This window comes from Pseudomonas sp. MPR-R2A5, assembly GCF_058793055.1.
This window is the reverse complement of record NZ_JBXAFK010000007.1, coordinates 72,406-84,415: the sequence shown is the minus strand read 5'-3', so window position 1 is coordinate 84,415 and position 12,010 is coordinate 72,406. Positions and strand designations below refer to the sequence as shown.

The following is a 12,010-nucleotide window of genomic DNA, read 5'->3' as shown; positions in this document are numbered from 1 at the left end:
CGTGAAGTTGACGCGCAGTATAGCGACAGGCCCAAGACCGGCAAAGCGCTGGCTGTGCCCGGTGGTCACTGAAAGTGGGTAGAATGCGGTTTTTTTCCAGCCTGGGGGTGCGCTTTGCGCGAAATTGTCCTGATCAACATCACCGGCGAAGACCGACCGGGTCTCACCGCGGCCATTACCGGCGTTCTGGCCCAGGGTGGTGTAAACATTCTCGACATCGGCCAGGCGGTGATCCACGACACCCTGTCGTTCGGCATCCTGGTGGAAATCCCGAGCACCGAGCAGGCGTCTTCCGTGCTCAAGGACATTCTGTTTACGGCATACAAGCTGGATCAACAGGTACGGTTCACCCCGGTGTCCGAAGAGGATTACCAGCACTGGGTGGCCGGCCAGGGCAAGAAACGCCATATCGTCACCTTGTTGACCCGCAAAGTGACCGCCGAGCAGTTGCAGCGCGTCAGCTCGATCACCGCGCAGTTTGGGTTGAACATCGACCATATCGACCGTCTGTCAGGTCGTATGCCACTGGACACCCCGGCCGACAAGGGCAAGGGCTGCATCGAGTTTTCCGTGCGCGGCGAACCGGCAGACCCGCAGGCCCTGCGCGCTGAATTCCTCAGCGTGGCCCAGGAGCTGAACGTCGATATCGCCTTCCAGGAGGACTCGCTGTTCCGCCGCAACCGCCGCCTGGCGGTGTTCGACATGGACTCGACGCTGATCGAAGCCGAAGTCATCGACGAACTGGCCAAGGCAGCCGGTGTGGGTGAGCAAGTTTCTGAAATCACCGAACGCGCGATGGCCGGTGAGCTGGACTTCCGCGCCAGCTTCAAGGAGCGCCTGGCGTTGCTCAAGGGGCTGGATGTGAGCGTGCTGGACTCCATCGGCGCTTCCCTGCGCCTGACCGAAGGTGCCGAAACCCTGTTCGCCGAGCTCAAGCGCCTGGGTTACAAGACCGCGATCCTGTCCGGTGGCTTTACCTACTTCGCCAAGCAATTGCAGGCCAAGTTGGGCATCGACTATGTGTTCGCCAACGAACTGGAAGTGGTCGACGGCAAGGTGACTGGCGTGGCGGTGGAGCCGATTGTCGACGCACAGCGCAAGGCCGACCTGCTGAAGGAGCTGGCCCACAAGGAAGGTTTGCGTCTGGAGCAGACCATTGCGGTGGGCGACGGTGCGAATGACCTGCCGATGCTGGCAATTGCCGGTTTGGGTGTGGCGTTCCGTGCCAAACCCTTGGTCAAGCAATCGGCCAAGCAGGCGATTTCGACCTTGGGGCTGGATGGTGTGCTGTATCTGCTGGGCTTTCGCGACCGCGACGGTCAGCTCTAATCCGAAGTCACTGTAGGAATACAGTCAACATGTGGGAGGGGGCTTGCCCCCGATGACGGTGGAACAGCCAATATACCTGTGGCTGGACTACCGCTATCGGGGGCAAGCCCCCTTCCACATTGGATCTCTGCAGGTTTTGAATCAGGCTTTCGGCAGTGCGATGCCCTGGCCCATCTGCACCGGCGAACCGGCCACCAGTTCCTCAGCCCACTTCACCTGATCAGGCCCGAACAGCACGATCGCGGTGGAGCCCAACTTGAAGCGACCCAGCTCCGCACCCTTCTCCAGGTGAATCGGCGCGCGTGCCGCTTCGTCATAGCGGAAGGTTTTCAGCTCGCGCTTGGGCGGCGTGACCAGCCCGGCCCACACGGTTTCAATCGAGGCGACGATCATCGCGCCGACCAACACCACGGCCATCGGGCCGCGTTCGGTGTCAAACAGGCAGACCACACGCTCGTTACGGGCAAACAGTTCCGGCACGTTTTCGGCGGTGGTCTGGTTGACCGAGAAAATCCGCCCAGGCACGTAGACCATTTCGCGCAGGGTACCGGCCAGCGGCATATGCACGCGGTGGTAGTCCTTCGGCGACAGGTAGATGGTGGCAAAATCACCGCCCATGAAAGGCGCTGCCACGGCAGCATCGCCGCCCAGCAACTCCAGCACGCTGAAGCTGTGGCCCTTGGCCTGGAATACCCGGCCATGTTCGATCGGGCCGAGCTGGCTGACCGCACCGTCAGCCGGGCTCAGTACGGCGCCAGGGGTCGGGTCCAGTGGGCGCGCGCCGTCTTTCAAGGCGCGGGTGAAGAAGGCGTTGAAGTGCTCGTAGGCGGTCACGTCTTCCACCAGGGCTTGGGACATGTCCACTTGATAGCGCTTGGCAAACCACGTGGTGAAGGCATTCTTGAACCAGCGTACGCGGCACTCGGCAATGCAGCCGGCCAGCCGCGACAGCAGGTGATGCGGCAGCAAGTACTGGCTGAGGATAAACAACTGCTTTTTCATTAACTGTCCTTAAACCTTAAATCTCAACGGGGGTGTCGGGGTGGTTGCCCCATTCGCCCCAGGAACCGGCATAACCTTTGACTCGCGGATAACCGAGCGCCTTGGCCACCAGGTAGGTGAAGCCAGAGCGGTGGTGAGTCTGGCAGTGGGTGATGATTTCTTTATCGGGGGTCAGCCCGAGGCTTTCGAGGATCTGCGGCATGTCGCGGCGGATGCGCAGGTTGCGTGCCTTGTCCATGCCGGCGGTCCATTCGAAGTTCACAGCGCCGGGGATGTGGCCCCCCTTGGCGGCGAGGACTTTCTCGCCGGAATACTCCAGCGGGCCGCGTGCGTCCCAGATACCCAGGTCCGCCGCGCCGAGGCGGCTTTGCAGGTATTCGCGGGTTGCGGTGGGGCCCTCGTGCAGCGTGAGGCTGACGGGGCCACCGACGGGGGCGGGTACGTCGGTGGACACTGGGTGCTGCTCAGCCAGCCAGGCCAGCAGGCCGCCATCGAGGTAGTGGTATTTCTGATGGCCGATCACGTCGAGCATCCAGATAAAACGGCCAGCCCAGCCACCGCCTTCGTCGTCGTAGACCACGTAGGTTGCGTCCGGGGTGTGGCCCAGTTCGCCGAACAGTTTTTCCAGGTCGGCTTTGTTGGGCAGCAGGCCGGGTGCCGGCGGCTGGCCCAGTTGGGTGCGCTTGGGGTCAACGAAATGCGCGCCGGGGATATGCCCTTCGGCGTAGCGGGCGGCACTGGTGAGATCCACCAGAATCAGGTGTTCGGCATCAAGGCGACCGAGCAGGTCGCTGGATTCGATCACCAGCGGCAAGCCAGAGAAGTCAGGCATGTGAGGTCTCCTGGGCACAAATGTTGGCGATAAAGGACCGCGATTGTAGCGCAAGCATCAGGCGCTGCGGTTGGTAAAGCTGTGCAGGGCTTTCTCGATGCACTGGGCGGTTTTGCCGAAGGCCTGCACGGTGGTTTCCGAAAATGGCCCGCCGCCCTGGTCGGCCACCATCAACATCACCACGCGGCCATTGCAGCTCAGCGAACGCAGCAACAGGTGTTCCCCGGTGAACAGGCGACGCAGGATCGGCGGCAACAGGGCCGAGAACTGTGCGTGGTTGTCGGGCGTCAGGCGCACCTGGGCGGATTTTTCCAGCATGCGTTGCAGCAGCGTGCTGTGGACCACATCCAGGCTCAGGTTCGCGGCGTCCTTCGGCAGGCCATCGGCCTGATGCACGCGCAAGGTGCTCAGGGCGCGATCCGCCATAAACAGCAACACTCGTTGCATGCCACTGGCGACCAGCGCTTCCTTGGCGCACGTGGTCAAGTGCATGGCATTGGCAAAGCGGCTCGGCTCCACCAGCAACTCCGTGCAACGCTTGCGCCAGATGGCCAGGGACTCTGCGGTAGGTGGCGGCGCGGGCAGCAGGCCGCGATGGATCTTCTGCACATTCCATGGCCAGATCAGCGACAGCGCCGGGTGCCAAAGGTCGGGCATCAACGTCGTACGGGCGCTGGTGACGGCTTGCTGGTGGGACTGTTGCTGTACTTCGCTCAATGGCTGTTGCAGGTACAGGGCCGTGAGGTACTGCCAGCGTTTGGTGTGCGGGCAGGTCCATGACTCTTGCGCCGACATCGCCAGACCGTTGGCCAGCAGCACGGTATTGGCGGGTTGGTTCAACCAGCGGCGCAGGCTGGGGTCGGCATCGAGCAATTGCTGATGGCGCAGCGGGTCATCTTCCCGGGCGATGTGCAATGCCTTGACCAGCAGGCGTTGTTCCTTCAGCAGCAGGTTATAACCCTGGGACACCCAGATGGGCAGGTGCCAGGTTTCAGTCAGGCCGAGGCACAGGTCCAGCAGGCGGACGCCAAATAACTCCTGTTCGACCTGACGTGCCGACTGGCTTTTGTGGATAACTCGCAGTTCCCACTCTTCCAAGAGCTTGGGGTAGGCAACCGCCATCGGCCACAGCGGCGATAGAAACAGCAAGCTGCCCCAGTGAATGTCTTGCCACAGCCGCGCCAGGCGGCTGGCGAACAGGCCGTTGGCCTGCTGGGAAGCGTGTTGGCTCACCAGCAGCAGTTGGCGCAAGGCGACGGGAATCTCATTGGCAGGCACTGAAGGCAGGCGCGCGAGCAACTCTTCGGCGCGTTTGAGGCCGAGGCGGTTGAGCGCCACTTCGAGGTTTTCCGCCGGTTCCGCCAGGCTGCCATGGGTGTGGCTGTTGGCTTCGCGCATCACGCTGAGCACCAGCGCGGGGCTGTCTTGCATCAGTTCGGCAATATCTCGCAACGAACTGCGGCTGTCGCGGATGGCTTTGCACACGCGCTCGTGGTTCGCCTGGGGAACGGGCAGCCGCACTTCGTCCAGACGCTTGATCCAAGCAGCGAGGGTGGTGGGTTTTACAGTGGGTACGGTCGTTTCATTAGCCATGATTGGGGCGCGATCATCACTTGCGGTCAACACGCCCAGAGCGGGCCGAACTGGCTTTTCGCCTTAACGGCCTATAGTCTGGCGCAGTTTTGCCGATAAGTAGAACAAGAGTTTTGCAGTTCCTCCAAATATGTCCATGAACCTCACGGCGCAAGTACACATCCCCTATGGCTAAAATAATCGGCATCATCGTCGTCATCGCAAGCGTGCTCGGTGGGTACGTCCTGTCCCACGGTAAGATCGCTGCGTTGATCCAGCCCTTTGAAGTGCTGATTATTGGTGGTGCGGCGTTCGGCGCATTCTTGCAGGCCAACCCCGGCTACATGACCATGCATGTGATCAAGAAGTCGCTGGGCATGTTCAGCTCGCGCTTTTCCCACACCTTCTACCTGGAAGTGCTGGGGCTGATCTACGAGATCCTCAACAAGAGCCGCCGTGAAGGCATGATGGCCATCGAAGGCGACATCGAAGATGCCGCGGCCAGCCCGATTTTCGCCAAGTACCCGGCCGTGCTCAAAGATGAGCGCATGACCGCGTATATCTGTGACTACCTGCGCATCATGTCCTCGGGCAACATGGCGCCCCATGAGCTGGAAGGCCTGTTCGACATGGAGCTGTTCAGCCTCAAGGAAGAGCTGGAGCATCCTTCCCACGCGGTGACCGGTGTTGCCGACGGTATGCCTGGTTTCGGTATCGTCGCGGCGGTACTGGGTATCGTGGTGACCATGGCGTCCCTCGGCGAGGGCGACCAGAAAGCTATCGGTATGCACGTAGGTGCGGCCCTCGTGGGTACCTTCTTCGGTATTCTTGCGGCCTATGGTTTCTTCGGCCCGCTCGCCACCTCCCTGGCCCACGATGCCAAGGAAGAAATCAATCTGTATGAAGCGATCAAGGCCAGCCTGGTCGCTTCGGCATCGGGCATGCCGCCTTCGCTGGCGGTGGAATTCGGTCGCAAGGTGCTGTACCCGAAACATCGCCCGAGTTTTGCCGAGTTGGAACAAGCGGTTCGCGGTCGCTAAGCCATGGAAAACAACCAGCCGATAATCATCAAGCGCGTCAAGCGCTTCGCCGCGGGGCACCATGGTGGCGCCTGGAAAATCGCCTTCGCCGACTTCGCGACGGCGATGATGGCGTTCTTTCTGGTGCTGTGGCTGATGTCCACGGCCACGCCCGAGCAGAAGATCGCCATCGCCGGTTACTTCAAGGACCCTATTGGCTTCTCGGAAAGTGGCACCCCCTTTGTAATCGACCTTGGCGGTTCGCCGCAGTTGGCGCCTGAGCGCACCATCAACCCGGAGGTCAAGACCGAGGCGCCCCAGGAAAAAATTCCGATCGAGCGCGATACCGTCGAGAGCATGGCTGAGCAGGTCGAGCAGGAACGCCTTGAATTGCTGCTGCAGGAATTGCAGACCAAGGTCGAGGAAAACCCTCAACTGCTGAAGTTCAAGGATCAGATTTCCTTCGAGATTACCCCGGAAGGCTTGCGTATCCAGATCACTGACGCCGCGAACCGGCCGATGTTCGACTCCGGCAGCGCGCGCTTGAAGCCGTATTTCGAAGATATCCTGCTGGCCATGGCCGACACCATCAAGGCCGTGCCGAACAAGATCAGTATCAGCGGCCACACCGATGCCAAGCCGTATGCGGGGCAGGGCGACTTCGGCAACTGGGAGCTTTCGGCCAACCGTGCCAACGCTGCTCGCCGTGCACTGGTGGCCGGCAGCTACCCGGACGCGCAAGTGGCACGAGTGGTCGGCTTTGCCTCTTCCCAATTGTTTGATCCGAAAGACCCGTTCAACCCGATCAACCGTCGCATCGATATCGTTGTGCTGACTAAAAAGGCCCAGCGAGCGATTGAAGGCGATCAGCCACCGCCGCCGCCGACATCCGGCGCAGGCGCGCCAGGTGAAACCCCCGCCGATCCGAATGCGATTGCGCCTGGGCAGGAGCCATTGCCGGCGCATGAGCTGCGGCAGAAGCTGAACCTGTTTGATGACGGCGGGGTGAAGGATCCTACGGTGCCTGCGACGGGCTCGTAGCCACACCGGATATTTGTGGTGAACAAGCCTGTTGTGGGGGAGGGTGCGGGCTTGTTGTGGGATGCGGGCGTGCCCTGATGCCTGTCAGTTAAGGCGGAACACTGTAACTGTGGCGAGCGGGCTTGCCCCGCGTTGGGCTGCGAAGCAGCCCCAGAACCCGCCGCAGAGGAGTGCCTGATACTCCGCATTCCGATTGATTGGGGCCGCTTCGCAACCCAACGCGGGGCAAGCCCGCTCGCCACGACAGGCTTGCTCGCCAGATATTGCGTGGGGTGGTCTAGTAACTGCTTTCGGGCAAGCTCGCAATAATCGACCGATAGCTGTTCATCCGCTGCTGCTGCACGCGGCCATCCTCCAGCGCCTTGAGCAAGGCGCAACCGGGCTCGCGGTCGTGTTTGCAATCGCGGAAGCGGCAAGTGCCGATCAGGTCGTTGAATTCGATAAAGCCGGCTTCTACATCGCTGCGGCTGACGTGGCCGAGGCCGAATTCTCGAATACCTGGGGAGTCGATCAGCTCACCGCCGCCGGGGAAGTGGAACAATCGCGCGGTGGTGGTGGTGTGGGTGCCCTGGCCGGACAGTTCCGACAGCGGGCCGACACGGGTGTCGACTTCCGGTAGCAGGCTGTTGACCAGCGACGACTTGCCCACGCCGGACTGGCCGACAAACACGCTGATACGCCCATTCAGCTGCTGTTGCAGCTGTTCCATGCCGTTGCCGTGATGCGCCGAGACTTCCAGCACCGGGTAACCCAGGGTGCGGTAGACCGCCAGCAACGCATTGAGCGCCGGAGCGTTCTGCTCGTCGATCAGGTCGAATTTGTTCAGCAGCAGCAACGGACGAATGCCGGCATGTTCGGCCGCCACCAGGTAGCGGTCGATCAGGTTGGCATGAGGCTCGGGCAGCGGCGCGAACACTATCACGATCATGTCGACGTTGGCCGCTACCGGCTTGAGCTGGCCACGGCTGTCGGGGCGACGCAATTCGGTGGTACGTGGCAACTGGGCGACGATCACGCCGATACCCTGGTTGCCGGCACGCCAGACCACTTTGTCGCCAGTGACCAGTGCCGGCAGGTTGGCGCGCAGGTGGCAACGGGAAACCGAACCTGCGAATTCGCCCTCCAGCGCCTCGACTTCGACCTGCACACCAAAGTGTGCGATCACCAGGCCGGTTTGTTCGGGGCCCAGGTCGCCGCCCTCGAGCGCTTCCACGGCGGAGGATTCACGTTTGGCGGCGCGAGCGGCGCGTTCACCTTGAATCTTTTCGATGCGCCAGTTTTGGCGACGATTGAGCTGGCGTTTGGCCATTGGTGTTCCGTGTCGATAATGCGAAGGTTGGGTAAAACGGTCGCGAGTCTAGCACGCCCCTGCCTGCTAAACTGCGCAGCTACGCCAAGGTGCCAAGAGAATCAAGCCATGCAAAACCCACAAAACCTGATTTGGATCGATCTGGAAATGACCGGTCTGAACCCCGACACCGACGTCATCATCGAGATGGCGACCATTGTCACCGACAGCAACCTCAACACCTTGGCCGAAGGTCCGGTGATCGCCATCCACCACAGCGATGCCGTACTCGCCACCATGGACGAGTGGAATACTCGTACCCACGGCAACTCGGGCCTGACCCAGCGCGTGCGTGACAGCCGCATCAGCATGGCGGAGGCTGAGGCCGAAACCATCGCTTTCCTGGAGCAGTGGGTGCCGAAGGGCAAGTCGCCGATCTGCGGCAATAGCATCTGCCAGGACCGTCGCTTCCTTTATACCCATATGAAGGCGCTGGAAAGCTACTTCCACTACCGCAACCTGGATGTGTCGACCCTCAAGGAGCTGGCGGCACGCTGGGCGCCGGAAGTCAAAGACAGCTTCCATAAAGGCAGCACCCACCTGGCGCTGGATGATATTCGCGAGTCGATCGCCGAGCTGCAGCATTACCGCAAGCATTTCATCAAGGCTTGAAGAGCCGGCGCTTTCGCGGGCACGCCTGCTTCCACATTCGTTCCGCGTTCGTCATGGCGACTCGGTCAAGAGCGGGAGGGGGCTTGCCCCCGATGGCAGGCAACTCGATTTATCGCCAAGTGCCCCCTTTTGGTGCCATCAGCAAATGATTAGACTGCCGGCCTCTTTGCAAGGATCGCCCTCATGTTGCTGATGCTCTACCTCATTGCCATTACTGCCGAAGCCATGACCGGCGCCTTGTCTGCCGGTCGGCGCGGCATGGATTGGTTTGGTGTGGTGCTGATCGCCTGTGTGACGGCGCTGGGTGGCGGTTCGGTGCGCGATGTATTGCTCGGTCACTACCCGCTGACGTGGGTCAAGCACCCGGAGTACCTGGTGCTGACCTCGGTTGCCGCGTTGGTGACGATCTTTATCGCGCCGCTGATGCGCCACCTGCGGTCGCTGTTCCTGGCGCTGGATGCGGTGGGGCTGGTGGCCTTCACCCTGATCGGCTGCATGACCGCCCTGGAAATGGGCCATGGCATGTTGGTGGCTTCAGTCAGCGGCGTGATCACCGGGGTTTTTGGCGGCATTCTGCGGGATATCTTCTGCAACGATATCCCGCTCATCTTTCGTCGCGAGCTGTACGCCAGTGTGTCGTTCCTCGCCGCTTGGTTCTACCTGCTGTGCCTCTACCTGGAGCTGCCCAGTGAACAAGCGATTCTGCTGACGTTGTTCAGCGGCTTTCTGCTGCGGTTGCTGGCCATCCGTTTTCACTGGGAAATGCCCAAGTTCGTCTATAACGATGACGTGCATTGACGCTCGGCGTGCTGCTTGAGTGCCCACTCCACATGTTCACGCACCAGCTCCGAGGGGTAATCGCGGCGCGCCTTCAAGGCTTCCAGCACCGGAATGCTCGACGGCGCATTACCCAGGCCCACCGCCAGGTTGCGCAGCCAGCGCTCATAGCCGGCGCGGCGCAACGGTGAACCTTCGGTGCTGCTCAGGAATGTGTCCTCGTCCCACATAAACAGTTCGGCCAGCTCTGCGTTGTCCAGATTGTGCCGTGGCTTGAAATCGCCTTCCGTGGTGGGGCGCGCGAAACGATTCCACGGGCAAACGATCTGACAATCATCGCAGCCGAATACCCGGTTGCCGATCAGTGGGCGCAAGTCTTCTGGGATGGCGCTCTTGAGTTCGATGGTCAGGTAGGAAATGCAGCGCCGGGCATCCAGCACGTAAGGGCCGACGAAGGCGTTGGTGGGGCAGATGTCCAGGCACGCGGTGCAGCGGCCGCAGTGTTCGGTGCTGTGCGGCGGATCAACCGGCAATGGCAGGTCGACAAACAGTTCGCTCAGGAAGAAATAACTGCCGGCCTTGCGATTGAGTACCAGGGTATTTTTGCCGATCCAGCCCAGGCCAGCCTGTTCGGCGATGGCTTTTTCCAGCACCGGTGCGCTGTCGACAAAGGCGCGAAAGCCAAATGGGCCGATCTGTGCCTGAATACGGTCAGCCAATTGTTGGACGCGTTTGCGGATCAGCTTGTGGTAGTCGCGGCCGAGGGCGTAGCGCGAGATGTAGGCTTTTTCCGGTTTGGCCAGCAGTTGTGCCATCTGGGTATCGCCGGGCAGGTAATCCATGCGTAGCGAGACCACGCGCAAGGTGCCGGGCACCAGTTCGTCCGGGTGGGATCGCTTGCTGCCATGGGCGCCCATGTACTCCATCTCGCCGTGGTAACCCGCGTCGAGCCAGCGTTGCAGGTGTTGTTCATGCTCGGCCAGGTCGAGGCCGCTGATGCCGACTTGTTGGAAGCCCAGCTCGCGGCCCCAGTCTTTGATCGATTGGGCGAGGGCGGGCAGGTCGTAGGTAATAGCAGGCATGAGACACGGGAAACCACGGGTTAGATGGGTATAATTCTGCCAGACATCGGAGCTTGAAGACGCATGCCGCAGACAAAACACGCAATAACCGACGTTCAGCCCCTGTTGCCCGGCCATTTGCCGCAACTGGCTGCACGTTCTCCGGACGCCCATAAGGGCCAGTTCGGCCACCTGCTGGTCATCGGTGGCGACCACGGCTTTGGCGGCGCCGCGTTGCTGAGCAGCGAAAGCGCCTTGCGCAGCGGTGCCGGCATGGTTTCCCTGGCGACTCGCGTCGAGCATGTGCCGGCTGCCTTGGCGCGCTTGCCGGAAGTCATGACCGTTGGGGTGAGTTCGGCCAACCAACTGATGGGCTTGCTGGAAAAAATCTCGGTCATCGTCATTGGTCCGGGCCTGGGCGGTGCCGCCTGGGGCAAAAGCCTGTTATCGGTCGCCGCCAACGCCAAACAGCCACAAGTCTGGGATGCCGATGCCTTGAATCAGCTGGCGACCGGCCGCGTAGCGCTTCCGGCTGACTGCGTGATCACCCCGCATCCCGGCGAAGCGGCGCGTTTGTTGGGGATATCGACAGCCGAGGTTCAGGCGGATCGTCTTAAGGTGGCGCGCGCGTTGAGTCAGAAATTCAATGCAGTGGCTATCCTCAAGGGGGCTGGCAGTTTGATCGCCAGCCCGGATGGGCGCGTTTCCCGGTGTGACCAGGGCCACCCGGCCATGGCGACGGCCGGGCTCGGCGATGTGTTGGCCGGCCTGGTGGGCGCACTGCTTGCCCAGGGGATGCCAGCCTTTGACGCCAGTTGCCTGGCCGTGTGGTTGCACGCGACGGCGGGAGATCGCCAGGGCACCTTGGGTCGCGGGTTGGCTGCCAGTGACCTGATACCTGCCATTCGTCAATTGTTGGAGGAGCAGTCGCCGTGCCTGAAGTAAACCGTTTCCTGGCCGATGAAGAGGCCATGGTGCAGTTCGGCCATTGCCTAGCACGGGTCACGAAAGGCGCGGGGCTGATCTTTCTCGAAGGTGACCTGGGGGCGGGCAAGACCACGCTGTCCCGGGGGATTATTCGCGGGTTGGGCCACCAGGGGGCGGTGAAAAGTCCGACCTTTACCCTGGTCGAACCTTATGAGATCGGGGCGATAAGAGCCTTCCACTTCGATCTCTATCGCCTGGTGGACCCTGAAGAGCTGGAGTACATGGGCATCCGTGACTACTTCGACGAAGATGCGTTGTGCCTGATCGAGTGGCCAGATAAAGGCACAGGCTTTTTGCCAAAGCCGGACCTGACCATTACCATTACGCCGCATGAGCATGGACGTCTGCTGAAGTTGTTGCCCCAGAGCGCGCGCGGTGAGTCGTGGTGCGCCGCTCTGGCATTGGAATTCAAATAATTGGTGGGGTTAGG

General features: G+C 61.4%; 12 protein-coding genes. 7 read left to right on the top strand and 5 right to left on the bottom strand.

Annotated features, from left to right (window positions below; translation table 11 throughout):
* The first annotated feature begins 114 nt into the window (after positions 1–114).
* Positions 115–1,329 carry a phosphoserine phosphatase SerB gene (gene serB / locus AC1Q6I_RS07805; protein WP_069075145.1) on the top strand — a complete coding sequence of 405 codons (1,215 nt, stop codon included), beginning with the start codon at positions 115–117 and terminating at the stop codon, positions 1,327–1,329.
* Between the two features lie 141 nt (positions 1,330–1,470).
* Here serB and asd read toward each other — a convergent pair whose 3' ends face one another.
* The 3 genes from asd to AC1Q6I_RS07790 are packed head-to-tail and all read right to left on the bottom strand — an operon-like array spanning position 1,471 to position 4,756.
* Positions 1,471–2,331, bottom strand: a complete 861-nt coding sequence (gene asd, locus AC1Q6I_RS07800; RefSeq protein ID WP_102623807.1) for an archaetidylserine decarboxylase — start codon at positions 2,329–2,331, stop codon at positions 1,471–1,473.
* 16 nt (positions 2,332–2,347) lie between these two features.
* The gene (locus AC1Q6I_RS07795) at positions 2,348–3,163 is read right to left on the bottom strand and encodes a rhodanese-like domain-containing protein (protein WP_024073069.1); all 816 of its coding nucleotides are present in this window, start codon (positions 3,161–3,163) and stop codon (positions 2,348–2,350) included.
* Between the two features lie 57 nt (positions 3,164–3,220).
* Positions 3,221–4,756, bottom strand: coding sequence for an HDOD domain-containing protein (locus AC1Q6I_RS07790; RefSeq protein ID WP_024073070.1), 1,536 nt, complete (start codon positions 4,754–4,756; stop codon positions 3,221–3,223).
* A 167-nt stretch (positions 4,757–4,923) separates the two neighbouring features.
* On the opposite strand from AC1Q6I_RS07790, the gene motA reads away from it, so the two are divergent.
* Together motA and motB are read left to right on the top strand one after the other, a co-directional pair.
* Positions 4,924–5,775: a flagellar motor stator protein MotA gene (motA, locus tag AC1Q6I_RS07785; protein ID WP_024073071.1), complete on the top strand. Its 852-nt coding sequence runs from the start codon at positions 4,924–4,926 to the stop codon at positions 5,773–5,775.
* Positions 5,776–5,778: 3 nt separating this feature from the next.
* Positions 5,779–6,795, top strand: a complete 1,017-nt coding sequence (gene motB, locus AC1Q6I_RS07780; RefSeq protein WP_024073072.1) for a flagellar motor protein MotB — start codon at positions 5,779–5,781, stop codon at positions 6,793–6,795.
* A gap of 277 nt (positions 6,796–7,072) precedes the next feature.
* Here the strand turns inward: motB and rsgA are convergent, their stop codons facing one another.
* Positions 7,073–8,104, bottom strand: a complete 1,032-nt coding sequence (gene rsgA, locus AC1Q6I_RS07775; RefSeq protein ID WP_024073073.1) for a small ribosomal subunit biogenesis GTPase RsgA — start codon at positions 8,102–8,104, stop codon at positions 7,073–7,075.
* Between the two features lie 108 nt (positions 8,105–8,212).
* Here rsgA and orn point away from each other — a divergent pair, with 108 nt between their 5' ends.
* Entirely contained in the window at positions 8,213–8,755 is a 543-nt protein-coding gene (gene orn / locus AC1Q6I_RS07770) for an oligoribonuclease (protein ID WP_024073074.1), read from the top strand.
* Between the two features lie 183 nt (positions 8,756–8,938).
* Positions 8,939–9,553, top strand: a complete 615-nt coding sequence (locus AC1Q6I_RS07765) for a trimeric intracellular cation channel family protein (RefSeq protein WP_012721908.1) — start codon at positions 8,939–8,941, stop codon at positions 9,551–9,553.
* On the opposite strand, the gene queG is transcribed toward AC1Q6I_RS07765, so the two are convergent.
* Complete coding sequence (queG, locus tag AC1Q6I_RS07760) at positions 9,532–10,614, bottom strand: tRNA epoxyqueuosine(34) reductase QueG (RefSeq protein WP_024073075.1); 1,083 nt, start codon at positions 10,612–10,614, stop codon at positions 9,532–9,534. The genes AC1Q6I_RS07765 and queG overlap by 22 nt on opposite strands.
* 63 nt (positions 10,615–10,677) lie before the next feature.
* Between queG and AC1Q6I_RS07755 the strand changes: the two genes are divergently transcribed.
* Complete coding sequence (locus tag AC1Q6I_RS07755; protein WP_024073076.1) at positions 10,678–11,538, top strand: NAD(P)H-hydrate dehydratase; 861 nt, start codon at positions 10,678–10,680, stop codon at positions 11,536–11,538.
* Complete coding sequence (gene tsaE / locus AC1Q6I_RS07750; protein ID WP_102624986.1) at positions 11,526–11,996, top strand: tRNA (adenosine(37)-N6)-threonylcarbamoyltransferase complex ATPase subunit type 1 TsaE; 471 nt, start codon at positions 11,526–11,528, stop codon at positions 11,994–11,996. The genes AC1Q6I_RS07755 and tsaE overlap by 13 nt, the downstream gene beginning before the upstream one ends.
* Positions 11,997–12,010 lie beyond the last annotated feature (14 nt).

What these genes read in the sequence shown, in the direction of transcription:
- asd (WP_102623807.1), bottom strand. Translation starts at nt 2,331, where the DNA reads ATGAAAAAGCAGTTGTTTATCCTCAGCCAGTACTTGCTGCCGCATCAC.
- AC1Q6I_RS07795 (WP_024073069.1), bottom strand. Translation starts at nt 3,163, where the DNA reads ATGCCTGACTTCTCTGGCTTGCCGCTGGTGATCGAATCCAGCGACCTG.
- AC1Q6I_RS07790 (WP_024073070.1), bottom strand. Translation starts at nt 4,756, where the DNA reads ATGGCTAATGAAACGACCGTACCCACTGTAAAACCCACCACCCTCGCT.
- motA (WP_024073071.1), top strand. Translation starts at nt 4,924, where the DNA reads ATGGCTAAAATAATCGGCATCATCGTCGTCATCGCAAGCGTGCTCGGT.
- motB (WP_024073072.1), top strand. Translation starts at nt 5,779, where the DNA reads ATGGAAAACAACCAGCCGATAATCATCAAGCGCGTCAAGCGCTTCGCC.
- rsgA (WP_024073073.1), bottom strand. Translation starts at nt 8,104, where the DNA reads ATGGCCAAACGCCAGCTCAATCGTCGCCAAAACTGGCGCATCGAAAAG.
- orn (WP_024073074.1), top strand. Translation starts at nt 8,213, where the DNA reads ATGCAAAACCCACAAAACCTGATTTGGATCGATCTGGAAATGACCGGT.
- AC1Q6I_RS07765 (WP_012721908.1), top strand. Translation starts at nt 8,939, where the DNA reads ATGTTGCTGATGCTCTACCTCATTGCCATTACTGCCGAAGCCATGACC.
- queG (WP_024073075.1), bottom strand. Translation starts at nt 10,614, where the DNA reads ATGCCTGCTATTACCTACGACCTGCCCGCCCTCGCCCAATCGATCAAA.
- AC1Q6I_RS07755 (WP_024073076.1), top strand. Translation starts at nt 10,678, where the DNA reads ATGCCGCAGACAAAACACGCAATAACCGACGTTCAGCCCCTGTTGCCC.